Source organism: Kutzneria sp. NPDC052558, assembly GCF_044547355.1.
Classification (GTDB): Bacteria; Actinomycetota; Actinomycetes; order Mycobacteriales; family Pseudonocardiaceae; genus Kutzneria.
Genome location: NZ_JBIUAG010000030.1, coordinates 100,805 through 127,449, shown reverse-complemented (window position 1 = coordinate 127,449; position 26,645 = coordinate 100,805). Strand labels below are relative to the sequence as shown.

Genomic DNA, 26,645 nt, shown 5'->3' with positions numbered 1-26,645 from the left:
TGCTGTGCCTGGCCCCGGCCGAGGGTCTCGGGGTGCGTGACGGCGAACTGCGCGCGCGGCATCTGTCCGACATCAACCGGTTCCGCGGCGTGTGAGGGCCGGGCATCCGCCTGGCACCGGTTCCGCGCCGCCCTTTCCGCGAATTGCCGTCCGGATAAACGCCATCTTTGTGCAACAGGGTGGATGCCCGGTTGTCGCGGCGAGTATTCCAAATGCAGCGTGTGGGGTCGTTTCGGTCGGCGTAAAGGTTTGTGACGGTGCGGTCGGGGCATTGTCGGCGCTGGGGGACTTTCGTGCAGTTTTACGGCGGATAAATGGAATCCGCATAGGGTGGACCTGTGGTCCGGTTGTCCGGCTTGGTAGCTTTGCGGTGAGCCATCAATGGCAGTGGCAACGACTCAGCCGCTCACCTTCATGACTGAAGATCGGGGGGTGGTCCTGCGCATGTCGTTCTTGCAGCGCACCGAGCAGCTGGCAGTACTGGGGGCCGCCTTCGCCGACGCCGACCGGGGACGGGGCCGCGTGGTGGTGGTCACGGGTGGGCTGGCCGGCGGCAAGACCGCCCTGCTCCAGCGTTACTGCGACAGCGCGCGGTCGGAGGGGACGCTGGTGCTGACGGCCACCGGGGCCCGGGCCGAGCGGCGGCTGCGGATGGGCCTGATCGACCAGCTGTTCACCACCGACGCGGTGCCACCGGCCGTGCTGGACCGGGCCGGCCGGCTGCTGCTGGAGGACCCGCCGGGCCGCGAGGACGCCGGCGCCGGCGACCCCGACGACTGGTCATGGGACTCGCGCCGGTCGGACGCGCACACCGTGCGGGCGCTGTGCGACCTGCTGCTGGACCTGGCCACGACCCAGCCGGTGGTGATCGGCGTCGACGATGTGCACTTCGCCGACGAGGCCTCGCTCGAGGTCCTGCTCTACCTGTGCCGACGGCTGGACCGGACGCGGATCCTGCTGGTGCTGACCGAGTGGGCGCGGCCGCTGTCCACGCAGCCGCTGTTCGACGCCGAGCTCACGCGGCTGCCGCACGAGGTGGTGGAGCTGCCACCGCTGTCGGTGGCCGGGGTGGCGGAGCTGGCCGGGCGGCGGATGTCGACCGCCGCGGCGCGGCGCGTGCGCCTGCTGGCCGGCGGCAACCCGCTCCTGGTCAAGGCCCTGATCAGCGACAACGAGGCCGTCGACGGCCGGCTGGTGGCCGGGCCCGCCTACCGGCAGGCGGTGCTGAACTGCCTGCACCGCTGGGAGCCGCGGCTGCTGATGGTGGGCCGGGCGCTGGCGGTGCTGGGCGAGCACGCGACCGAGGAGCTGGCGGCGCGGCTGACCGGGCTGGCCCCGGCGGCGGTGACGCCGATCATGGAGGTGCTCTCCGACGCCGGCCTGCTGCTGGACTGCCGCTTCCGGCACCCCCAGGGCGCGGCGGCCGTGCTGGACGCGATGTCGCCGCGGGAACGGGCGGCGATGCACCTGAGGGCGGCGGAGATCCTGAACTGGCGCGGGATTCCCGCGTCGGTGGTGGGCCGGCACCTGATCGCCGGCGGCGTCGTGCCCGGGCCGTGGGCGATCGCGGTGCTGCGTGACGCCGGGCAGCAGGCGATGGCCGGCGACGACGTGGGGCTGTGCGCCGCGGCGCTGGACCTGGCCTTGACCGCGTGCGACGGGGAGCCCGAGCGCACGGCGATCACCAACGCGCTGGCGCGGGCGCTGTGGCGGGTGAGCCCGGCGCGGGCCGGCCTGAAGCTGGCCCCGCTGGTCCGGGCGCTCGAGGAGGGCACGCTCGACGCGGCCCACGCGCTGATGGTCGTGCGGCACCTGTTGTGGCAGGGCGTTTCCTACGATCCACAGATCACCGTGGACCTCGTGCGCGCCGCCACGCAGACCGAGACCGCGCACGAGGTGCTCTCGGTCGTGCTCGGCCAGCAGTGGCTGTTCGGCCGGCGCGAGACGCACATGTTCGACACGTGCGTCGAACTGCTGAACTCCAACGGCCCGAGCCCCTGGGTCGAGGCCGCGCTGGCGTTGGGCACGCTGTCCTACGAGGGGGCGGCCGAGCAGATCATCGCCAACGCCACCCTGATCCTGCGCAGCTGCCGGCTGGGCGACTTCACGGTGGAGATCATCGTGGGCGCGCTCTACGCGCTGCTGTACGCCGACCAGCCGGAGGCGGCGGCGCACTGGTGCGTGACGCTGCTGGCCGAGGCCACCGAGCGCGGCGCCACCACGTGGCAGGCGCTGCTGGCCGCGACCTACGGGGAAGTGCTGCTGCGCAAGGGAGATCTCGAACAGGCGGTGGCCGTGTGCGAGCAGGCGCTGCCCATGCTGGCGGGCCCGGGCTGGGGCGCGGTCATCTGCCTGCCGCTGACCGTGCTGCTGACCGCGTACACCGCGCTGGGCCGGCACGAGCTGGCCGAGGGGCTCAGCCGCCACGTGGTGCCGGCGACCGCGGACGAGACGCTGCTGGGGATGCGGTACCTGGAGGCCCGCGGCCACCATCACCTGGCCACCGGACAGCTGCTGCGCGCGTTGGAGGACTTCGACAAGTGCGGCACGCGGATCCCGGCCTGGAACCTCGACGTGCCGGAGCTGCTGCCGTGGCGGACCGACGCGGCGCAGGCGCACCTGCGGCTGGGCAACCGCCAGCTGGCCACGGGCCTGGCCAACGAGGAGCTGCGGCTGTGCCGGACCGCGCGCAGCCGGGGGCGCGCGACCCGGGTGCTGGCGGCGTGCAGCGAACTGCGGCGGCGGCCGGCGCTGCTGGAGGCGGCCGTCGACGCGTTGCAGGAGTCCGGCGACCGGCTGGAGCTGGCCCGGGCCATGGCCGAGCTGAGCAGGGTGTACGACGCCCTCGGCGACTTCTCGCGGGCCCGGATCGTGGCTCGCTCCGCCGACCAGTTCGCCGCGGCGAAGGAGACCACCGCCGCCGGCGGGGACGAGGCCGGGGCGGCGCTGAGCGACGCCGAGCTGCGGGTGGCCCGGCTGGCCGCGCGCGGGCACACCAATCGCGAGATCAGCCGTCGGCTGAGCATCACCGCCAGCACGGTCGAACAGCACCTGACCCGGGTCTACCGCAAGCTCAAGGTGAACAGCCGGGCCAACCTGCCGGAGCGGCTGGCCGGACTGGCCACCGACCCCGAGAGCACCGGGGAGTTGCGGGCGGCGAACTGAGCGGGCAGGGGAGTCGCGAGCGCCCGGGCAGGCCGGGTAGGGGCAGTCCAAGGGTGCGCTAGGGGCTGGGCGGCTCCCCGGTTCTCAGTAGCGTTTTGGCTGGCCGACGTGGCCGTCCGAGACCCCACTGACCCGAGGAGAGCCTATGCGCGTCCTGTTCACCCAGCACGCCGCGAACGCGCATCTGTACCTGCTGGTGCCGATCGCGTGGGCGGCGAAGGCGGCCGGGCACGAGGTCGTGGTGGCCACCCAGCCCGACATCCTCGACTCGGTCAAGCGGACCGGGTTGCCGGCGGTCTCCGTGGGGCGGCCGGCCGAGATCGCCGACCGGCTGGCCCTGCTGCCGCCGGAGCAGCAGATCTTCGGCTCGGGCTACGACATCGCCGAGGAGCGGCCGGAGGTGCTCGACTACGAGTACGTGCGGGACTGCCTGAGCGCGTTCGCCTCGCCGCTGGCGCTCGACCTGATCACCGACGAGTCGATGTACGACGACCTGGTGGCGTTCTGCCGGGACTGGCGGCCCGACCTGGTGGTGTGGGACTCGATCACCTTCCCCGGGCCGGTCGCCGCGGTGGCCTGCGGCGCCGCGCACATCCGCAGCACGTTCGGCCGCGACCACTGGGGCCGGATGCGGACGCTGTTCCGCCGGCTGCGGGCCGAGCAGCCGGGGCGGGTGACCGAGGACCCGGTGGCCGACTGGATCACCGCCAAGCTGGCCCGGCACGGCTGCGAGTACGACGAGAGCGTGCTGCTGGGGCACGCCACGCTGGACACGATGCCGAACTGGATGCGGTTCGACGTGGACGGCGAGCGGCTGCCGGTGCGCTTCGTCCCCTACAACGGCCCGGCCGAGATCCCGGACTGGCTGCGGGGGCCCGCGGCGCGACCCCGGGTGTGCTTCACCCTCGGCGTGTCCGGCCGTGAGGTGTGGGCCGGCAAGGGCAGCATCCCGGCCCAGGACCTGTTCGACGCGGTCGCCGACCTGGACGTGGAGCTGGTGGCCACGCTCAACGCCGACCAGTTGGGCCCGGGCGTGCGCGTGCCGGACAACGTGCGGCTGGTCGACTTCGTGCCGCTGAACTCGCTGCTGCCCAGCTGTGCGGCGATCGTGCAGCACGGCGGCACCGGCACCACGATGACCGCCCTGGTGCACGGGGTGCCGCAGCTGATCGTGCCGGCCGCGCTGTACGACGAGGCCGGGGTGGCGGCCCGGCTGGCCGACCGGTCCGCCGCGCTGGTCATCGATCCGGCCGAGCTGTCGACCGAGACGCTGCGGGCCGGGCTGGTGCGACTGCTGACGGAGCCGGTGTTCCGGGCCGGGGCCGAGGCGGTCCGGCGGGACGCGGCGGCCACGCCGAGTCCCGGCGAGGTCGTCGCCGATATGGCCGACATCGTCGCCCGGCATTTCGCTAGGGGCGACTGAGGGGCCAGCTAGGGGTGTCCGGGCCTGCGCCGTCGCCATAGTTTTTTGGTGTTCACACGACACATTGTGTCGAATCTGGGGAATGTGCCGTGAATTCGCCGCGTGAGGATCCTGAATCGGTTCGATGGGGTGACCTGTGGAGAACGAGGCCAAGCTTCTCGACTATCTCAAGCGGGCGACCGCCGATCTGCGTGAGACGCGGCGGCGGCTGCGCGCGGCCGAGCACCGGGAGCACGAGCCGGTGGCGATCATCGGCATGGGCTGCCGCTTCCCGGGCGGCGTGAGCACGCCGGAGCAGTTGTGGCGGCTGGTCGCCTCGGGCGCGGACGCCATCGGGCCGTTCCCGACCGACCGGGGCTGGGATCTGGACGGCCTGCGCGGCACGAGCGACACCGGATCCGGCGGCTTCCTGTACGAGGCCGCCGGATTCGACCCGGCCTTCTTCGGCATCAGCCCCCGGGAAGCCGTCGCCATGGACCCGCAGCAGCGACTGCTGCTGGAGACCTCGTGGGAGGCGGTCGAGTCGGCCCGCATCGACCCGACCTCGTTGCGGGGCAGCGCGACCGGCGTGTTCGCGGGGGTGATCTACCACGACTACGCGGCCCGGATCGAGCGCGCGCCGCAGGATGTCGCCGGCTACCTCGGCAACGGCAGCGACGGGGCCATCGCCACCGGGCGCGTCTCGTACACCATGGGCCTGGAGGGGCCGGCGGTCACCGTCGACACGGCCTGCTCCTCGTCGCTGGTCGCGATCGACCTGGCCGTGCGGGCGCTGCGGCGCGGGGAGTGCTCGCTGGTGCTGGCCGGCGGGGTGACGGTGATGTCCACTGCGGACACCTTCGTCGAGTTCTCCCGGCAGGGCGGGCTGTCCCGGGACGGGCGGTGCAAGGCGTTCGGGGCCGGGGCCGACGGCACCGGCTGGGGCGAGGGCGCCGGCATGCTGTTGCTGGAGCGGCTGTCCGACGCCGAGCGGCACGGCCACCGGGTGCTGGCGGTGATCCGGGGCAGCGCCACCAACCAGGACGGGGCGAGCAGCGGGCTGACCGCCCCCAACGGCCCGTCGCAGCAGCGGGTGATCAGGCAGGCGCTGGCCGACGCCGAGCTCGAACCGTCCGATGTGGACGTTGTCGAGGCCCACGGCACCGGGACCCCGCTCGGCGATCCGATCGAGGCCCAGGCGCTGTCGGCCGCCTACGGCCGGGAGCGGGAAACGCCGCTGTGGCTGGGGTCGGTCAAGTCCAACATCGGCCACACCCAGGGCGCGGCCGGGGTGGCCGGTGTGATCAAGATGGTGCTGGCGATGCGGCACGGCGTGCTGCCTCGAACCCTGCACGCCGACCAGCCATCGCCGCACGTGGACTGGCTGGCCGGCCCGGTGCGGCCGCTGATCGAGCAGCGGGACTGGCCCCGGGGCGAGAATCCGCGCCGGGCCGGGGTTTCCTCGTTCGGCGTCAGCGGCACCAACGCCCACCTGATCCTGGAGGAGCCGCCGGCCGTCCCGCCGGTCCCGCCGCGGCCGGCCGGGGTCGCGACGCCGTGGGTGCTGTCGGCCCGGTCGGCGGCCGCGTTGCGGGCCAAGGCCGGGCAACTGGCCGGCCAGGTCGACGCCGAGTCCATTGTGGACGTCGGGTACTCGCTGGCGGCGACCAGGGCCCGGATGGAGCACCGGGCCGTCGTGATCGGCTCCGACCCGGACCGGCTGGCCGCCGGGCTGCGGGCGCTGGCCGACGACGACGTGGCCGGCAACGTGGTCCGCGGCGTGGCCGGCGCCGGCCGGCGGGTGGCGTTCGTGTTCCCCGGCCACGGCACGCAGTGGGCGGGCATGGCGGTCGAGCTGATGGCCGACTCCCCGGTGTTCGCCGAGTGGATGGGCCGCTGTGCCGGCGCGCTGGCCCCGTACGCGGACTGGAAGCTGGAGGAGGTCCTGCACGGTGTGCCCGGCACGCCGCCGCTGGACCGCGCCGACGTGCTGCAACCGGTGCTGTGGGCGGTGATGGTGTCGCTGGCCCAGCTGTGGCGGTCCTACGGTGTTGAGCCCGAGGTCGTCATCGGCCATTCGCTGGGCGAGATCGCGGCGGCCACGGTGGCCGGGGCCTTCGCGATCGAGGACGGGGCCCGGATCGTCGCGCTGCGCGGCCAGGCGATCCACCGGACGCTGTCCGGGCACGGCGGCATGATGGTCGTCCCGCTGCCGGCCGACGAGGTGCGGCGGCGGCTGGATCCCTTCTACGGCAAGGTTTCCGTCGGAGCGCTGAACGGTCCGCGGACCACGGCCGTCTCCGGCGAGACGGCCGCGCTGGCCAGCTTGCGGCGGCAGCTGGCCCAGGACCGGATCGCGGCGGCCATGGTCAAGATCGACTACGCCTCGCACTCGGATCAGGCCGTGGCCGTGCGCGAGCGGCTGCTGGCCGACCTGGCCCCGGTGCGGCCGGCCACCGGCGAGCTGCCGCTGTGCTCGACGGTGACCGGCGGGATGATCGACACCGCCGCGATGGACGCCGAGTACTGGTACACCAACCTGTTGCGGCCGGTGCGCTTCGAGGAGTCGGTCCGGGCGCTGCTGGCCGATGGCATCGACGCGTTCGTCGAGGTGGGCCCGCATCCGGTGCTGGCGACGGCGATCCAGGAGATCGTCGAGGACGCCGGCGCGACCGCCGTCGCCGTCGGGTCGCTGCGCCGGGGCGACGGCGGCCTGGAGCGCCTGCACCGGTCGATGGCGCAGGCGTACGTGCAGGGCGTCGAGGTGGACTGGGCGGGATGGCTGGGGCGGTCCGACGCGGTGGCCGTCGATCTGCCCACGTATCCCTTCCAGCGCCGGCGCTTCTGGCTGGACGCGGGAGACGGCGACGCCCACGTGAGCGCCGCCGGGCTGCTGCCGGCTGATCACCCGCTGCTCGGCGCGGCGGTGGTGCTGGCCGACTCCGGCGGCGTCGCCTTCTCCGGCCGGGTGTCGCTGACGACCCATCCCTGGCTGGCCGATCACGTCGCCGGCGGCGCGGTGTTGTTCCCCGGCACGGCTTTCGTGGAGCTCGCGACCTGGGCCGGGGGCCAGTTCGGGTGTGACACCGTCGACGACCTGACCGTGGAGGCCCCGTTGGTGCTGCCACGCCACGCGGCCGTGCAGCTCCAGGTTTTTGTCGGCGCGACCGATGGGACGCACCGGCCGGTGACCGTGCACTCCCGCCCGGCCGACAGCGATGTCGACACGCCGTGGACCCGCCACGCCCGCGGCTTCGTCACCCAGACCGTCGCCGAGCCGGATTTCGACCTCTCGGTCTGGCCGCCCGCGGGGGCGACGCCGGTCGACGTCACCGACCTGTACGACCGCCTGGCCGCTGAGGGCTACGGCTACGGTCCGGCGTTCCAGGGCGTGCGGGCGGCGTGGCGGCGCGGCGACGAGATCTTCGCCGAAGTGGCCCTGCCCGCCGCCGCCGGCGAGCCCGGCGCCTTCGGCGTCCACCCGGCCCTGCTCGACGCCTGCCTGCACGCGGAATCCCTGCTGGCCGACGACAACAGCGGCGTTCGCCTGCCGTTCGCCTGGCAGGATGTCACCCGCTACGCGGTGGGCGCGGCCGACGTGCGGGTGCACCTCCGAGTGACCGCGCCGGGCGCGATGTCGGTGCGGATCGCCGACTCCGCCGGCACTCCGGTGGTGTCGATCGGCGATCTGGTTTCGCTGCCGGTCACCCAGCAGCAGCTGTCGGCCAGCTCGGGATCGGCCGCCGACGCGCTGTTCCGCATGGACCACGTGCCCGCGCGGCCGGAGCGGCCCGAATCGCCGATCCACTTCGCGGTGCTGGGCGACAACGACCTCGGCCTCGACGCCGACACACATGAGGACCTGCACTCGATAGCCGGCGCCGGCGTCGGCCTGGTCTTCGCGGCGGTCCCGGGCGGCGGTGACGCCGAATCCGCCCACCTGGCCGCCCATCGGGCGCTGGAGCTGGTCTGGGAATGGTTGGGAGACGAGCGTTTCCCCCACACCCGGCTGGCACTGGTCGGCGACGGCTCGGATCCGGCGGTGGCGGCGGCCTTCGGCCTGATCCGGTCCGCGCAGTCGGAGAACCCCGGCCGGATCGTCACGGTCGACGCGGACGGTCCGCTGCCGGTGGACGAGGTGCTCGCGGCGGCGGTCTCGGGCGAGCCGGCGCTGTGTGTCCGTGCCGGGGCGGTCTCGGTGCCCCGGCTGGCCCGGGCCTCGACCAGCGAGGCGCTGACCGTGCCGGCCGGCGTGGCGCACTGGCGGCTCGACGCCGTGGACAAGGGGGACCTGGACAGCCTCGCGCTGGTGCCGCATCCGGCCGCGCTCGCGCCGTTGGAGCCGCACCAGGTCCGGCTGTCGATCCGGGCCGCCGGCCTGAACTTCCGGGATGTGGTCGTGTCGCTGGGCATGGTGCCGGACCGGGACGCCGCCATCGGCGGCGAGGCCGCCGGCGTCGTGCTGGAGGTCGGCTCCGCCGTCGTGGACCTCGTGCCCGGCGACCGGGTGATGGGCTTGCTGGACGGCGCGTTCGGGCCGGTCGGCGTCACGGATCACCTTCTGCTGGCGCGGATTCCCGACGACTGGTCGTTCACCCTGGCCGCCTCGGTGCCCGGGGTGTTCCTGACCGCCTATCACGGGCTGACCCAGCTGGCCGGGGTGCGGGCCGGGGAGTCGGTGCTGATCCACGCCGGGGCCGGCGGCGTCGGCATGGCCGCCGTGCAGCTGGCCCGGCACCTGGGCGCTGAGGTGTTCGCCACCGCCGCCCCGGGCAAGTGGGACGTGTTGCGCGGCCTCGGATTGGACGACGACCACATCGCCTCGTCGCGGACCCTGGAGTTCGAGGCGAAGTTCCGTGGCGTCGACGTGGTGCTCAACTCGCTGGCCGGCGAGTTCGTGGACGCGTCGCTGCGGCTGCTGTCGCCGGGCGGCCGGTTCGTGGAGATGGGCAAGACCGACATCCGCGACGCCGCCGACCTGCCCGGCATCCGCTACGCCGCGTTCGACCTGATCGACTCCGGGCCCGAGCACATCCGCGGCATGTTCGACGAGCTGCTGGAGCTGTTCGAGACCGGTGTGCTGTCGCCGCTTCCCGTGCGGGCGTGGGACGTGCGGCGGGCCCGCGAGGCGTTCCGCTTCATGGCCGGCGCGCGCCACGTGGGCAAGATCGTGCTGACCATGCCGCCCGTGCTCGATCCGGACGGCACCGTCCTGATCACCGGCGGCACGGGCACGCTCGGCCGGCTGGTGGCCCGCCATCTCGTTGCTGTGCAAGGGGTTCGGCATCTCCTGCTGGCCAGCCGCAGCGGCGGCGATCCCGACCTGGTCGCCGAGCTGACGGAGCTGGGCGCGACGGTGACGGTGGTCGGCTGCGATGTCTCGGACCGCCGGGCGCTGGTCGGGCTGCTGGCCGGCGTCCCGGACGAGCATCCGCTGACCGGAATCGTGCACACGGCCGGGGTGCTGGACGACGCGCTGGTCGGTTCCCTGACGGTGGACCGGATCGACACGGTGTTCCGGCCGAAGGTCGACGCCGCCTGGCATCTGCACGAGCTGACCCGCGACCTGGACCTGGGGCTGTTCGTGCTCTACTCCTCGGCCGCCGGGGTGCTCGGCAGCGCCGGCCAGGGCAGTTACGCCGCCGCCAACGCCTTCCTGGACGGCCTGGCGACGCACCGGCGGAGCCTGGGGCTGGCGGCCTCGTCGATCGCCTGGGGCTTCTGGGAAGAACGCAGCGGCATGACCGGGCACGTGTCCGACGCCGAGGTGGAGCGGATGGTCCGGACGGGGCTGCTGCCGCTGTCCTCGCAGCGGGGCATGGAGCTGTTCGACGCCGCGGTCGCGATGGACGAGCCGATGCTGGTGGCGCTGCCGCTGGACATGGCCGCCCTGCGTGAGGAAGGCGATCGCCTGCCGGCGGCGCTGCGGGGCTTCGGCCGGGCGCCGGTGCGCCGGGCGGTGGCGGCGGGCGCGGTCTCGGGCCCGACGGTGGAGGACCAGCTCGGCGGCCTGACCGCGCCCGAGCAGAAGGACCTGCTCGAACGCCTGGTGCGCGCCCACGCGGCCGCCGTGCTCGGGCATGCCGACGCCGACGCGGTCGATCCCGGCCGGGCCTTCCGTGAGGCGGGCTTCGACTCGCTGACCGCGCTGGAGCTGCGCAACCGGCTCAACGCCGCCACCGGGCTGCGGCTGCCGGCGAGCATGGTGTTCGACCACCCCACCCCGACGGCCCTGGCCGGGCACCTGCTGGCCGAGCTGGCCCCGGCGGCGGCCGACCCGATCGCCCCGGTGCTGGCCGAGATCGACCGGCTGGAGACCGCGCTGGCCGGGGTGACCGGGGCCGACGCCGACCCGGGCCGGATCACCGCCCGGTTGCAGACGCTGCTGCGCCGGTGGAGCGACACCCACACCGCCACGGTCCCGGACCAGGGCCGGGACCTGACGACCGCGTCCGACGAGGAGATCTTCGCCGCCCTGGACAACGAGCTGGGCATCTCCTGACCGACCCCCGACTAGTGCTGCGGAGCTGGCTGAGCCGATGGCGACCAACGAAGAACGGTTACGCGAGTACCTCAAACGGGCCACCGCGGATCTACAGCAGGCCAACCGGCAGGTCCGCGAGCTGTCGGCCCGCGACCACGAGCCGATCGCGGTCGTGGCCATGAGCTGCCGGCTGCCCGGCGGCGTGCGGACGCCCGAACAGCTGTGGGACCTGCTGCTCGACGGCCGGAACGTGATGTCGGAGTTCCCGGCCGACCGGGGCTGGGACCTGGACCGCCTGTACGACCCCGACGGGGAGCGGGCCGGCTCCACCTACGCCCGGTCGGCCGGATTCCTGGCCGACGCCGCCGGGTTCGACCCGGCGTTCTTCGGGATGAGCCCCCGGGAGGCGCTGGCCGCCGACCCGCAGCAGCGGCTGGTCCTGGAGACCTCGTGGGAGCTGTTCGAGCGGGCCGGCATCGACCCGGCTTCCCTGCGGGGCAGCCGGACCGGCGTGTTCGTCGGGGCCGCGGCCAGCGGCTACGGCCTGGGGCCGGGCGCGTTCCCGGAGGGCGTCGAGGGGCACCTGCTCACCGGCAACGCGACCGCGGTGATGTCCGGGCGGGTGTCCTACACCTTCGGCTTCGAGGGGCCGGCGCTCACGGTCGACACCGCGTGCTCGTCGTCGCTGGTGTCACTGCACCTGGCCTGCGACTCGTTGCGGCGCGGGGAAAGCGTGCTGGCCCTGGCCGGCGGGGCGACGGTCATGTTCAGCACGGAGATCCTCGTCGAGTTCTCCCGCCAGCGGGGGCTGGCCGCCGACGGGCGGTGCAAGGCCTATTCGGACCTGGCCGACGGCACGGGGTTCGCCGAGGGCGTCGGCATGCTGCTGCTGGAGCGGTTGTCGGACGCGCGGCGGCACGGGCATCCGGTGCTCGCGGTGGTGCGTGGCTCGGCGGTGAACCAGGACGGCGCGTCCAACGGCCTGTCCGCGCCCAGCGGTCCCTCGCAGCAGCGGGTCATCCGCCAGGCGCTGGACAACGCCCAGCTCGTTCCGTCCGATGTGGACGTTGTGGAGGGGCACGGCACCGGCACCACGCTGGGCGACCCGATCGAGGCGCAGGCGCTGTTGGCCACCTACGGGCAGGGCCGGGACGTGCCGCTGCTGTTGGGCTCGGTGAAGTCCAACATCGGGCACACCCAGTGCGCCGCCGGCGTCGCCGGGGTGATCAAGATGGTGTTGGCGTTGCGGGAGGGCATCGCGCCGCGCTCGCTCAACGCCGACCTGCCATCGTCCCATGTGGACTGGACGACCGGTTCGGTTGAGCTGCTGGGCAAGCAGACGCCCTGGCCGCAGACGGAACGACCCCGTCGGGGCGCGGTCTCCTCGTTCGGCATCAGCGGCACCAACGCCCATGTGATCCTGGAACAGGCGCCGGAGCGCGAACCGGCGACGGTCGTGCCCGATCCGCCGGCCGCCTACCCGCTGGTGCTGAGTGCGAGATCCGAGGCGGCGCTGCGCGACCAGGTCGCGAATGTGCTGGCACGCCTGGACGACAACGTCTCGTTGCTCGACCTCTGCTACTCCCTGGCCACGACCCGGGTTCCCTTCGAGCGTCGGGCCGCCGTGGTCGGGACGGACCGTGCGGAACTTCGCGACGGCCTGCGCGCGCTGTCGGGCGGGACCGCTGTGGCGCCCGAGGGCAAGGTGGCGTTCCTGTTCACCGGCCAGGGTAGCCAGCGGTTGGGCATGGGGCGGGGCTTGTACGAGGCGTTTCCGGTTTATGCGGCCAAGTTCGACGAGGTTGCGGGGTTGTTGGGTTCGGCCGTGGGGGATGTCGTCTTTGGTGATGACGTGGCGTTGCTGGATCGGACGGAGTACGCGCAGCCGGGGTTGTTCGCGGTGGAGGTGGCGCTGTTCGCGTTGCTGGAGTCGTGGGGTGTGCGGCCGGACTACCTGGTCGGGCACTCGGTCGGCGAGATCGCGGCGGCGCATGTCGCCGGCGTGTTGTCCCTGTCGGACGCCTGCCGGCTGGTGAGCGTGCGCGGTCGGCTGATGCAGGCGCTGCCCGAGGGTGGCGCGATGATCGCCGTGCAGGCCACCGAGGCCGAGGTTCTGCCGTTGTTGCCGGACGGTGTGTCGATCGCGGCGGTGAACGGTCCGGAATCCGTTGTCGTGTCGGGCGAGCAAGCCGGTGCGCTGGCCGTCAGGGATCACTTCGAGCAGTTGGGGCGCAAGACCCGCCGGTTGCGGGTGTCGCACGCGTTCCACTCGCCGCTGATGGAGCCGATGCTGGCCGAGTTCCGGGCGGTGGCCGAGTCCCTGGCCTACGAGCAGCCTCGGATCCCAGTCGTGTCAACGGTTTCCGACCAGGGCGACCTGACAACCGCCGACTACTGGGTCCGACAGGTCCGGGAGGCGGTTCGCTTCGCCGACGCTGTGACCACCTTGGCGTCACGCAACGTCCGGACGTTGCTGGAACTCGGTCCCGACGCCGTGCTGACGGCCATGGGACAGGACTGCGTCGACGGCCAGGAACACGGTTTCGTGCCGCTGCTGCGGCGCGACCGGGACGAGGCCCGCGACGTGATCGCCGGGTTGGCTGCGGCCCATGTGCGCGGCGTTTCCGTTGACTGGCAAGCATTCTACGCCGGCACCGGTGCGCAGCCGGTCGACCTGCCCACCTACCCGTTCCAACACGAGCGGTACTGGCTCAACCAGCCCCGCCTCGACGACCCGACCTCGCTGGGACTGGCCAGGGCCGGGCATCCGCTGCTGGGCGCGGCGGTCGAGCTGCCCGAATCCGGCGGTTGCGTGTTCACCACCACGCTGTCCACCCAGGCCACGCCGTGGCTGGCCGACCACGAGGTGGTGGGCGCGGTGTTGTTCCCCGGCACCGGATTCGTCGAACTGGCCGGCTACGCCGGTGATCACGTGGGCTGCCCGGCCATCGCCGACCTGACGATCGAGGCCCCGCTGGTGCTCCCGGCCGGCGGCGGGGTTCAGGTGCAGGTCGCGGTGGGCGCCCCCGACGACACCGGGGCGCGGCCGCTGAGCGTGCACTCCTGGGTCGAGCAGACGTGGGTTCGCCACGCCACCGCGACCCTGGCCCCGACCGCGGGCGACGCGCGGTTCGAGCTGACCGAGTGGCCGCCGACCGGGGCCGAACCGGTGGACGTGACCGGGCTCTACCCGCGCCTGGCCGAGTACGGCCTCGCCTACGGCCCGGTGTTCCAGGGGCTGCGGCAGGCCTGGACCCGCGAGGGCGAGGTGTTCGCCGAGGTCGCCCTGCCCGACGACGTCGACGCCGCGTCGTTCGGCCTGCATCCGGCCCTGCTCGACGCGGCCCTGCACGCCCTGGAACTCGCCGGCGCCGGCTCGGACCGGGCCAGCCTCCCGTTCGCCTGGTCCGATGTCGTCCTGTACGCCACCGGGGCGTCCATGCTCCGGGTGCGCCTGGCGCCCACCGCCGCCGACGCGCTGCGGCTGGAGGTCGCCGACGGGCAGGGCAAGGCGGTGGCGTCGATCGGCTCGCTGGTGTTGCGACCGGTCGCTGCCCCGGCCCCGACCGGCGTCCGCCGTTCGCTGTACCACCTGGAGTGGACGCCGGTGCCGGCCGGTGTCTCCGACGCCACGTGCGTTCTCGTCGGCCCGGACGAGTTCGGGCTCGGCGTCGACACCGTCGGCTCCCTGGCCGAGATCGGCGAGCCGCCCGCCCTGGTGCTCGCCGGCCTGACCGAGCCGGACCTCCGGTTCGCGCTGGCCCGGGGGCTCGACCTGGCCCAGGCCTGGCTGGCCGAGGACCGGTTCGCCGACTCGCGGCTGGTGCTGGTGACCAGGGGAGCGGCGCATCCGGCCGGCGACCTGGCCGCCGCCGCGGTCGGCGGTCTGATTCGCGCCGCCCAGACCGAGAACCCCGACCGGTTCGTGCTGGTCGACATCGACGACGACTGCACCGCATCACGGCTGCTGGCCGCCGTGGCCACCGGCGAGCCGCAGGCCGCCGTGCGCGGCGACACCGTGCTGGCCCCGCGTCTGGCGCCCGCCGCGACGGAGACGCCACTGGAGGGATCCTGGCGGCTGGACAGCAAAGCCAAGGGCAGCCTGGAAAACCTGGAGTTCATCGAGGCGCCGGAGGCGGTCGCGCCGCTGGCCGCCGGGCAGGTGCGCATCGCCGTGCGGGCCGCCGGCCTGAACTTCCGGGACGTGCTCAACGCCCTGGACATGTATCCCGGCGACGCCGGGGCCATGGGCCTGGAGGGCGCCGGCGTCGTGACCGAGATCGGGCCGGACGTGACCGGGCTGGCGGTCGGCGACCGGGTGCTGGGCATGGTCGACGGCGGCGCGTTCGGGCCCCGGGCCGTGGTCGATCGCCGGACGGTCGCGCCGATGCCCGGCGACTGGACGTTCGCCGAGGCGGCGTCGGTGCCGATCGTGTTCCTGACCGCGTACTACGGGCTGTTCGACCTCGCCGGCCTGCGCGCGGGGGAGAAGGTGCTGATCCACGCCGCCGCCAGCGGTGTCGGCATGGCGGCCGTGCAGCTGGCCCGGCACGCCGGCGCGGAGGTGTTCGCCACCGCGAGCCCCGGCAAGTGGGATGCCCTGCGCGAGCTGGGAATTCCCGACGACCACATCGCCTCGTCGCGGACCCTGGAGTTCGAGGCCAAGTTCCCGCGCGTGGACGTGGTCCTCAACGCGCTGGCCGGCGAGTTCGTGGACGCGTCCCTCGGCCTGCTCGCGGACGGCGGCCGGTTCGTCGAGATGGGCAAGACCGACCTGCGCGAGTCGCTGACCCGGCCCGACGTCCGCTACCTGCCGTTCGATCTCGGCGACGCCGGCCCGGACCGGATCGGCGAGATGCTGCGCGAGCTGCTGACCCTGTTCGAGACGGGCCCGATCCGGCCGCTGCCGGTGACCGCGTGGGACCTGCGCCGGGCCGGCGAGGCGTTCCGATTCGTCAGCCAGGCCAAGCACATCGGCAAGGTGGTGCTCACCGTGCCGACGCCCATCGACCCCGACGGCACCGTGCTGATCACCGGGGGCACGGGCGGTCTCGGCAGCCTGGTGGCCCGGCACCTCGCCACCCGGCACGGCGTCCGCAACCTGCTGCTGGTCAGCCGCAGCGGCCCGGCCGCGCCCGACGCCGACCGGCTCCGGGCGGAGCTGGTCGAGGCCGGGGCCAGCCCGCGGATCGTGGCCTGCGATGTCGCCGACCGCGAGGCCCTGGCCGGGGTCGTGGCGGCGGCGGGACCGCTGACGGCGGTGATCCACACGGCCGGTGTGCTCGATGACGGCCTGGTCGACTCGCTGACCGAGCAGCGGCTGGACCGGGTGCTGCGGCCCAAGGCCGACGCCGCCGCCCATCTGCACGACCTGACCCGAGGCGCCGACCTGTCGGCGTTCGTGCTGTTCTCCTCGGTCTCGGGCCTGTTCGGCGGGGCCGGCCAGGCCAACTACGCCGCCGCCAACGCCTTCCTCGACGCCGTGGCCGAACACCGGGTGAGCCGGGGCCTGCCGGCGGTCTCGCTGGCCTGGGGGCCGTGGTCGGCCGAGACGGGCATGGTCGGGACGCTGGACGACGCGGCCGTGCAGCGACTGGCCCGCGAGGGTTTTGTGCCACTCACGCCAGAGGCCGGACTCGCGCTGTTCGACGCGGCCTGGCAGGGACCAGAGCCGGTGCTGGCGCCGGTTCGCCTGGAGCCGCGCAGCCTGGGCGGACAGCCGTTGCTGCGCAACCTGGTCCGCACGCCGGCCCGGCGGGCCGCGGCCGGCGGACCCGGCGCCGGGCCGGACCTGGCGGCGAAGCTGGCGCGAATGTCCGAAGTGGAGCGTCGGGAGACCGTGCTGGACCTGGTCCGCTCGCACGTGGCGGCGGTGCTGGGCCACCCGTCCACCGAACGGGTCGAGCCGGACGCCGCGTTCGACCAGCTCGGCTTCGACTCGCTGACCGCGGTGGAGCTGCGCAACCGGCTGGGGACGGCGGTCGGCTCGCGGCTGCCGGCGACGCTGGTGTTCGACCATCCCAGTCCCGTCGCCCTGGCCGAGTTCCTGACCGGGCTGCTGGTGCCCGACGACGAGCCCGACGGCCCGCGGGCCCTGCGCGAACTGGACGAGCTGGGCCGGCTGCTGGCCCGGATCCGGACGGACGAGGAGACCAGGTCCACGATCACCGCCCGCCTGCACGCCCTGCTCGGCGACTGGCGCGGCGAGCAGGACGCGCCGGCGGGCCAGACCGTCGGCGTGGCCACGGCGACCGCCGACGAGCTGTTCGAACTGATCGACAAGGGCCTGTAGGAAGGGGTGGCGTGACGTGGCGGACGAGCAGAAGCTCCTCGGCTATCTGCGGCGGGTGACCGACGATCTCCAGACGGCGCAACGGGAACTGCGCGCCGCCCGGGCCCGGCAGGCCGAGCCGGTCGCGGTGGTGGCGATGAGCTGCCGCTTCCCCGGCGACGTGCGGTCCCCGGAGGACCTGTGGCGGCTGGTGGCCGATGGCCGGGACGCCATCGGCCCGTTCCCGGCCGACCGCGGCTGGGACCTGGCCGGGCTGTACGACCCGGACCCGGACGCGCCGGGCAAGCTCTACACCCGGCGCGGCGGGTTCGTGGCCGACGCCGACCGGTTCGACGCCGAGTTCTTCGGCGTCAACCCGCGCGAGGCGCTGTCCATGGACCCGCAGCAGCGGCTGGTGCTGGAGGCCTCCTGGGAGGTGTTCGAGCGGGCCGGGCTGGACCCGACCGCCATGAAGGACAGCCAGACCGGGGTGTTCGTCGGCGCCTTCGCGACCGGCTACGGCGAGGGGCTGACCGAGCTGCCCGACGGCGTCGAGGGCTACAAGATGACCGGCGTCACCACCTCGATCATCTCCGGCCGCATCGCCTACGTGCTGGGCCTGAAGGGACCGGCGCTCACCGTCGACACCGCGTGCTCGTCCTCGCTGGTGACCCTGCACCTGGCCTGCGAGTCGCTGCGGCGCGGGGAAAGCACGATGGCGCTGGCCGGCGGGGTGACGGTGTTGTCGTCGCCGGAGCTGTTCGTGGAGTTCTCCCGCCAGCGCGGGCTGTCGCTCGACGGGCGGTGCAAGGCCTACTCCGACTCGGCCGACGGCACGGGATTCGCCGAAGGCGTCGGCATGCTGCTGCTGGAGCGGCTGTCGGACGCGCGGCGCAACGGGCACCCGGTGCTGGCGGTGGTGCGTGGTTCGGCGGTCAACCAGGACGGGGCGTCCAACGGCCTGTCCGCGCCGAGCGGTCCCTCGCAGCGGCGGGTCATCCAGCGGGCGCTTGCCAACGCCGGCGTCGCGGCGTCCGATGTGGACGTTGTCGAGGGGCACGGCACCGGCACCACGCTGGGCGACCCGATCGAGGCGCAGGCGCTGCTGGCCACCTACGGCCAGGACCGGCAGACCCCCTTGTGGCTGGGCTCGATCAAGTCCAACATCGGGCACGCCCAGGCCGCCGCCGGGGTCGCCGGCGTGATCAAGATGGTGCTGGCGATGCGGCACGGGGTGCTGCCCCGCACCCTGCACGTGGACCAGCCGTCGTCCCATGTGGACTGGTCGGCCGGCGATGTCCGGCTGCTGACCGAGAACCGGCCGTGGGACAAGGAGTCGCAGCCGCGCCGGGCCGCCGTCTCGTCGTTCGGCCTGAGCGGCACCAACGCCCACGTCATCCTGGAGCAGGTCGCCGACCCGGAACCCGCCCCGCCGGCCGAGCGGCCGGCCGCCCTGCCCTGGACGGTGTCGGCGAAAACCGAGGCGGCGCTGCGGGACCAGCTCGCCCTGCTGCACGGCCATGTGACCGCCGACCCGGACCTGGACCCGGTCGACATCGCGTATTCGCTGGCCACCACCCGGGCTTCGCTGGGCCGGCGGGCCGTCGTGGTGGGCCGCGACCGTGACGAGCTGCTGGCCGGCGTGCGCGCGCTGGCCGAAGGCGACGATGCCGCCAATGCCGTGAGCGGCGCCGTCCTGGACGACAGCAAGCCCGTGTTCGTGTTTCCCGGACAGGGAGCGCAGTGGGTTGGCATGGCGGTGGAGCTGCTGGACACCTCGCCGGTGTTCGCCGCCCGGTTCACCGAATGCGCCGCCGCGATCGAGTCCCTTGTGGACTGGAAGGTCGTCGACGTGGTGCGCGGGGTCGAGGGCGCGCCGTCGATCGAGCGGATCGACGTCGTGCAACCGGTGCTGTTCGCGGTGATGGTGTCGCTGGCCGCGGTCTGGGCGTCGATGGGAGTGCGGCCCGCCGCCGTGGTGGGCCATTCCCAGGGCGAGGTCGCCGCCGCGTGCGTCGCCGGCGCGCTGTCGCTTGAGGACGCCGCGCGGGTGGTTGTGTTGCGCAGCCGCCTGTTCGCCCGGGAACTGGTCGGGCGGGGCGGCGTGGTCGCGGTCGCGATGGGCATGACCGAGCTCTCGCCGGCCCTGTCGGCCTGGGCCGGCCGGCTGTCGATCGGCGGGATGAACGGTCCGCGCTCGTCGACCGTCGTGGGCGAGGTGGCCGCGTTGGCGGAGTTCGCGGCCTGGTGCGAGCAGCGGGAGATCCGGGCCCGGATGATCGCGTCCTCCGTCGCCTCCCACTGCGACCAGGTCGACCGGCTGCGCACGGAGCTGGTCGGGCTGCTGGCCGGGATCACGCCGAGCTCCACCGACGTGCCGCTGGTGTCCACGGTGACCGGCGCGCTGGTCGACGGCGCCGATCTCGGGCCCGAGTACTGGTACGAGAACGCCCGCCGCCCGGTGGACTTCCATGGCGCGGTCCGCCGGCTGATCGAGGCCGGCCGGCGGGTGTTCGTGGAGATCAGCCCCCATCCGGTGCTCACCGTGAGCGTGACCGACACCCTCGACGAGGCCGGTGTCACCGGAGTCGCGGTCGGCTCCCTGCGGCGGGACGACGGCGGCCTGCCTCGACTGTTGTTGTCGGCGGCCGGACTACACGTGAGCGGCGTGACGGTGGACTGGGGCCTGGCCGGCCGCCGGGTCGACCTTCCGACCTATGCCTTCCAGCGTCGCCGCTACTGGCTCGACCCCGGCCCGGGCACTTCCTCCTCGGCCGCCGACGACGCCTTCTGGGACGCCGTCGAGCGGCGGGACGTCCGGTCGCTGTCGGCCGGTCTCGACCTCGACGCCGCGGCCTTCGACGCCGTGCTGCCGGCCCTGGACGAATGGCGTCGCAGCAGCCGCGACCGGGCCGCCGTCGACGACCTGCGCTACCGCGTGACCTGGACGCCGATCACGGTGCCGGACAAGGCGAAGCTCGCCGGAACCTGGCTGATCGTGACGCCGTCGGGCGACGCCGCCGACGAGCTGTCCCGGCTGGTGCAGAAGGCGCTGTCCGAGCGCGGGGCCGAGGTGCTGACCGTCGAGATCGACGGCCGGGACCGCGAGTCGCTGACCACTCGGCTGCCGGCGGAGCCGCTGGCCGGCGTCCTCGCGCTCACCGGCCTGGACGACCGCCCGCATCCCCGGCACGACACGGTCTCCCGTGGCGTCGCGGACACCGTCACCCTGGTCCAGGCCCTGCACGACGCCGAGATCTCCGCCCCGCTGTGGTGCGTGACCGCCGGCGCCGTGCCGGTGGCGGACCCGGCGGAGGTCACCAGCGTGTTCCAGGCCCAGCTGTGGGGCATGGCCGCCGTCCTCGGGCTCGACCACCCAGGGACCTGGGGCGGCGTCGTCGACGTGCCGACCGATCCGGACGAGGCCGCGGTCGACGGGCTGTGCGCCGCACTGTCCGGAGTGGACGATGAGGACCAGCTGGCGGTCCGGCCCGACGGGGTGTTCGCCCGGCGCATGACCAGGGCCCGCCCGGCCGGCACGACCGGCGAGCAGCCGTGGCGGCCGCGCGGGACCGTGCTGGTCACCGGCGGCACCGGCGGTGTCGGCTCGCACGTCGCCCGCTGGCTGGCCGGCGCGGGCGTCGAGCACCTCGTGCTGACCAGCCGTCGCGGCATGGCGGCCGAGGGGGCCGAGGCACTGGCGGCCGAGCTGACCGGGCTCGGGGCCGAGGTGACGATTGCCGCCTGCGATGTCACCGACCGGGAAGCGTTGGCGGCGCTGGTGTCCGAGCACCCGCCCAACGCCGTCGTGCACGCGGCCGGCGTCGTGCACGACCCGGCGACGCTGCCGGAGACCACCGTCGAGGAGTTCGCCGACACCGGCCGGGCCAAGATCGCCGGCGCGCTGCTGCTGGACGAGCTGCTGGCCGACCACGAGCTGGACGCGTTCGTGCTGTTCTCCTCGGGCTCGGCGGTCTGGGGCCAGTCCGGCCAGGCCGGCTACGCCGCCGCCAACGCCTTCGCCGACGCGCTGGCCGATCGCCGCCGCGCCGCCGGCCGGCCGGCGACCTCGGTGGCCTGGGGCGCCTGGGGCGGCGGCGGCATGGTCGACGCCGACACCGAGACGATGCTGACCCGCCTCGGCGTGCTCACCATGCCGCCGGAGGTCGCCACGGCCGCGTTGCGCCAGGCCGTCGACCACGACGAGTCGCACCTGGTCGTGGCGGCCATCGACTGGCGGCGGTTCGCCCCGGCCTACACGCTCAGCCGGCCGCGTCCGCTGCTGCGTGAGCTGCCCGAGGTCGCAGCCGCCCTGGCCGAGCCCGAGCCGACCGACGCCGACGGCGCCGGCCTCCGGGCCAAGCTGGCGGAAATGACCATGGAGCAGCAGAAGGAGTTCCTCCGCGGGCTGGTCGCCGAGCAGGCGGCCCAGGTGCTCGGCCACACCGGCGCGATCGGCGTCGACCAGAACTTCCTGGAGATCGGCTTCGACTCGCTGACCTCGATGGAACTGCGCAACGCCCTGAACAAGGCCACCGGCCTGCGAATGCCGGCGACCGTGGTCTTCGACTACCGCAACCCGGCCGCTCTCGCCGCCCACATCGGCGCCGAGCTCGACACCGGCCCGGCCGGCGGCGCGACCGTCGACCCGTCGGACACGCTCAGCGGGCTGCTGCGCGAGGCCGCCGGCAACGGCCGCATCCACGAGGGCCTGGCCCTGCTCGGGGCGGCGGCCGGGCTGCGCGAGTCCTTCACGAAGGTCACCGAGCTCGACGACGTTCCCGCGCCGCTGAAACTGGCCTCCGGCCCGGCCGACACCCAGATCTTCTGCTTCAGCACACCCATGGCCCTGGGCGGGGCCACGCAGTTCGCCCGGCTGGCCGCCAACTTCCAGGGCGTGCGGGACCTGTACGCCCTGCCGGTGCTCGGATTCGCCCGGGAGGAGCGCATTCCGTCCACTGTGGACGCTGCCGTGGGCTTGTGGGCCGAGAGCGTGCGACGGGTGGTCAGCGCCGACCGCCCGTTCGTGCTGCTGGGCTACTGCGCCGGCGGCAACTTCGCCCACGCCGCCGTCAAATACCTGGAGGACGCCGGACTCCCGCCGGCCGGCCTGATCCTGCTCGACACCTTCCTGCCCGGCAACGCCGTCATCGACGACCTCGGCGCGCAGATGGTCGAGGGCATGTTCGACCGCGAGGCGGCGTTCGGGCCGTTCACCAGCACCCGGCTGTCGGCGATGGGCCGCTACTACGAGCTGTTCACCAAGACGGCCATCGGCGAGATCCGGGCGCCGATCCTGTTCCTGCGCCCCGACACGCCGCTGCCACCGGTCCCGGGGACCGCCCCCGCCGATGCCGGCGAGTGGCGCGCCTCCTGGCCCACCGAACACGTCCTCGGCGAGGTCGAGGGCGATCACTTCACCATGCTGGAGGACCGCGCGCCGTCGATGGCCCGGGCCATCGAGCACTGGCTGGCCACCCGAGCCTGACCCAATCCCCTGGAGCTCACCGATGGACGTTGCCCGCGACCGGAACATCGGCATCCTCGGCACCGGCTCGTACCTGCCGGCTGAGAAGGTCTCCAACGACCGGATCGCCGAGTGGACCGGCGTGACCGAGGAGTGGATCCTGCGCAAGACCGGGGTCCGCCACCGCTGGTACGCCGCCGAGCACGAGGCCACCTCCGACCTGGCCGCCCACGCCGCCCGCGCGGCGCTGGCCGACGCCGGCATCCGGCCCGAGCAGGTCGGCTGGATCCTGGTCGCCACGTGCACCCCCGACCACCCCATGCCGCCGACCGCCTGCCTGGTGCAGGACCGCATCGGCGCGGTCAACGCCGCCGCGTTCGACGTGAACGCCGTGTGCAGCGGATTTGTCATCGCGCTGGCCGCGGCGGCCGAGCTGATGGACCCCTCGGCCGAGAACTACGCGCTGGTCATCGGCGCGGACATCTACTCGCGCATCATCGACCGCACCGACAAGCGCACCGCCGTGCTGTTCGGCGACGGGGCCGGCGCGGTGGTGCTCGGCCCGGTGCCGGCCGACCGGGGCTTCGTCGGCGCGGACGTGCGCAGCCACGGCGACCGGCACGAGCTGATCACAGTGGAGGCCGGCGGCAGCCGGCTGCCGGCGTCGACCGGGACGCTGGCCGACGGCCGGCACTTCTTCCGGATGAGCGGGCGTGCCGTCCGCGAGTACGTCGACGACGAGGTGCCGGCGGCGGTGCGGCGGGTGCTGGCCCGCCACGGCGTCGAACCGGAGCGGGTCGACCACTTCCTGCCGCACCAGGCCAACGCCGTGATGTTGCAGGACATCCGGCCGCGCCTGGGCCTGCCGGCCGCGCGGCTGCACCTGACCGTGGCCGACCACGGCAACACCAGCGCCGGATCCATTCCGCTCGCGCTGGACGAAGCCAACCGCGGCGGGCTGCTGCGCGACGGCGACATGCTGCTGCTGGCCGGGTTCGGCAGCGGCATGACGGTCGCCACGGCGCTGCTGCGCTGGGGAGGAGACACATGATGGGCAAGCCCTTTCCGACGGTCGCGGTGATCGGCCTCGGCACGGTCGGCTCGGCGCTGGCCGTGGCCATGGCGGCCACCGGCCGGCGGGTCATCGCGATCGAGGCCGACGACGCGGCGCTGTTCGCCGGCCGCCACCGGATCCGCCGGCGCATGGAGGAGACCGTGCCGGCCCAGCGGGCCGCCGAGGTGGCGGCGCGGATCCAGCCCACCGCCGAGATCGAGGCGGCGACGGTGGCGGCGCTGGTCATCGAGGCGGTGCCGGAACGGTTGCCGGCCAAGCTCGACGTGCTCACCAGGGCCGACGGGTTCTGCCCGGCCGACACCGTCTTCGCCACGACCACCACGGGCCTTTCCGTCACCGAGATCGCGTCCCGGTGCGGGCGGATGCCCAAGACGGTCGGACTGCACCTGTTCCCGTCGGCCATGCCGGCGGAGAACGGCACGGTCGAGCTGGTGTCGACGGCGGTCACCGAGTCCGGCGTGCGGGAGGCGGTGGCCGACCTGGTGGGGGAGTTGGGGTTCACGGCGATCTACGTCCGCGACCACCCCGGATTCGTCGGCGGGGCCCTGCTGATGGGCTACCTCAACGGCGCGGCCACGATGTTCGAGGAGGGCTACGCCTCCCGGGACGACATCGACACCGCGATGCGCCTGGGCTGCGGCCTGCCGAGCGGACCGCTCAGCCAGATCGACGAGATCGGCGTGGACGTCGTGCACGACACGCTGCGGGCCCTGCACGAGCGCACCGGCGACCGGACCTTCGCGCCGGCCGGCGTCCTGACCCGCATGCGGGACGGCGGCCAGCTCGGCCACAAGACCGGGCGCGGCTTCTACCAGTACGGCTGGACCGAGAAATCCCCGGCGCGGCAAGACGAAACGCCGCTCCCGCCGGTGCGCTCGATCGGCGTCGTCGGCGCCGGCACCATGGCCACCGGCATCGCCGAGGTGTGCGCCCGCGCCGGCTACCGGACCGTGCTCGCCGCGCGAAACGACGTGCGGGCCAAGGAAGCGCTCGGCGTCGTCGACGAGTCGCTGGCCCGTGGTGTCCGCCGTGGCCGGCTGACCGAGGCCGACCGGGCCGCGACCATGGACCGGCTGCTCGGCGTGGGAGCGCTCGGCGGCCTGGACGAATGCGACCTGGTGATCGAGGCGGTCGCCGAGGACCTCGACCTCAAGCGCCGCGTGTTCACCGAGCTCGACCTGGTGTGCGACGAGAAAGCCGTGCTGGCGACCTCCACGTCGAGCCTGCCGGTGCTGGCCTGCGCCGCCGCCACCGGCCGGCCGCAGCGGGTGATCGGCCTGCACTTCTTCAACCCCGCCCCGGCGATGCGCCTGGTCGAGGTGGTGCGCACGACGCTGACCTCGCCCGGCACGGCGGCCACCGCGCACGCCGTCGTTGCGTCGCTGGGCCGCACCGCCGTGGACTGCGGCGACCGGGCCGGCTTCATCGTCAACGCGCTGCTGTTCCCCTATCTCAACCGGGCGGCGGCGATGCTCCAGGAGCGCTGGGTCGGCGCGGCCGACATCGACGACGTGATGACCGGCGGGCACGGCTTCCCGATGGGGCCGCTGGCCCTGCTCGACGTCGTCGGCCTCGACGTGTCCCTCCAGATCCAGCTGAGCCTCCAGGCGGCGTTCGGCGATCCCGCGCTGGCCCCGGCCCGATCCCTGGTCGGTCTGGTCGACGCCGGCTGCCTCGGCCGCAAGGCCGGCCGCGGCTTCCACGTCCACCAACCCCGCTGAGCACCCCGCGCGACCGGTCCCGTCGCCCGCCACCGCGGGCGACGGGACCTTCGCGTCAGCCCAGTTCCCGGGCGATGGCCATCACGTAGCGGCCGTAGTCGGAATTGCCCATCCGGGCCCCGAGCCGATAACACGAGTCGGCGTCGATGTAGCCCATTCGCAGCGCCACCTCCTCGACGCAGGCGATGCGCACGCCCTGCCGGCTCTGGAGCGTCTGCACGTATTCGCCGGCCTGGAGCAGTGATTCCGGGGTGCCGGTGTCCAGCCAGGCGAAACCGCGGCCCAGATCGACCAGCCGGGCCCGGCCCTGGTCCAGGTACCGGCGGTTGAGATCGGTGATCTCCAGTTCGCCACGGGCCGACGGCGTGAGTTCCCGGGCCAGGTCGACCACGTCATTGGCGTAGAAATAGAGCCCGGTGATCGCCCGGTTCGACCGCGGCCGCGCCGGCTTCTCCTCGATGCTCACCAGGCGGCCGGTCGAATCGGTCTCGCCGACCCCGTACCGCTCCGGATCGGTCACCGGATAGCCGAACAGCACACAGCCGTCCACGTTCTTGGCGTTCTCGACGAGCAGGTCCGAGAACGCCGGGCCGTGGAATATGTTGTCGCCGAGCACCAGCGCGGCCGGGTCGTGGCCGATGTGCTCGGCCCCGATGAGGAACGCCTGGGCCAGCCCGCCGGGCGTCGGCTGCACGGCGTGGTCCACGGCCAGGCCGAGATCGGATCCGTCGCCGAGCAGGGCGCGGAAGTGCGGCTGGTCGGCCGGCGTGGACACGACCAGGATCTCCCGAATCCCGGCCAGCATCAGCACCGAGAGCGGGTAGTAGACCATCGGCTTGTCGCCGACCGGGAGCAGTTGTTTGGACATGGCGAGCGTCATCGGATGCAGACGGCTTCCTGAACCGCCGGCGAGGATGATTCCCTTCATGGAAATACCCCTTGTCCTCGTGATAACGACGAGCGGTGAATAGGGGGATGGCTAGGGGTGCCTACCCGGCCCGTGAGGGGGTTGTCGGGGATGCGTCGATGTCTTGAGAATTATCGACGACCGCTCGAATTG

General features: G+C 73.5%; 8 protein-coding genes. 7 read left to right on the top strand and 1 reads right to left on the bottom strand.

The window, feature by feature from the left end; all coding sequences use genetic code 11:
• The first annotated feature begins 414 nt into the window (after nt 1-414).
• From ACIG5F_RS38395 to ACIG5F_RS38365, 7 genes are all read left to right on the top strand, one after another.
• Nucleotides 415-3,165: an AAA family ATPase gene (locus tag ACIG5F_RS38395; RefSeq protein WP_396524953.1), complete on the top strand. Its 2,751-nt coding sequence runs from the start codon at nt 415-417 to the stop codon at nt 3,163-3,165.
• Between the two features lie 145 nt (nt 3,166-3,310).
• Nucleotides 3,311-4,588, top strand: coding sequence for an activator-dependent family glycosyltransferase (locus tag ACIG5F_RS38390; protein ID WP_396524952.1), 1,278 nt, complete (start codon nt 3,311-3,313; stop codon nt 4,586-4,588).
• A gap of 136 nt (nt 4,589-4,724) precedes the next feature.
• Nucleotides 4,725-11,069 (top strand): SDR family NAD(P)-dependent oxidoreductase, encoded by a 6,345-nt coding sequence (locus ACIG5F_RS38385; RefSeq protein WP_396524951.1) that lies wholly within the window; start codon nt 4,725-4,727, stop codon nt 11,067-11,069.
• Between the two features lie 25 nt (nt 11,070-11,094).
• Nucleotides 11,095-17,343: an SDR family NAD(P)-dependent oxidoreductase gene (locus ACIG5F_RS38380; RefSeq protein WP_396524956.1), complete on the top strand. Its 6,249-nt coding sequence runs from the start codon at nt 11,095-11,097 to the stop codon at nt 17,341-17,343.
• A 16-nt stretch (nt 17,344-17,359) separates the two neighbouring features.
• Complete coding sequence (locus tag ACIG5F_RS38375) at nt 17,360-22,810, top strand: type I polyketide synthase (RefSeq protein ID WP_396524950.1); 5,451 nt, start codon at nt 17,360-17,362, stop codon at nt 22,808-22,810.
• Nucleotides 22,811-22,832: 22 nt separating this feature from the next.
• A complete protein-coding gene (locus ACIG5F_RS38370; protein WP_396524949.1) occupies nt 22,833-23,840 on the top strand; it encodes a 3-oxoacyl-ACP synthase III family protein in 1,008 nt (335 codons plus the stop codon).
• A complete protein-coding gene (locus ACIG5F_RS38365; protein ID WP_396524948.1) occupies nt 23,840-25,585 on the top strand; it encodes a 3-hydroxyacyl-CoA dehydrogenase family protein in 1,746 nt (581 codons plus the stop codon). The genes ACIG5F_RS38370 and ACIG5F_RS38365 overlap by 1 nt, the downstream gene beginning before the upstream one ends.
• Nucleotides 25,586-25,640: 55 nt before the next feature.
• Here ACIG5F_RS38365 and rfbA read toward each other — a convergent pair whose 3' ends face one another.
• On the bottom strand, nt 25,641-26,513 hold the full coding sequence (gene rfbA, locus ACIG5F_RS38360) for a glucose-1-phosphate thymidylyltransferase RfbA (protein WP_396524947.1): 873 nt from the start codon (nt 26,511-26,513) through the stop codon (nt 25,641-25,643).
• Nucleotides 26,514-26,645: the final 132 nt, after the last annotated feature.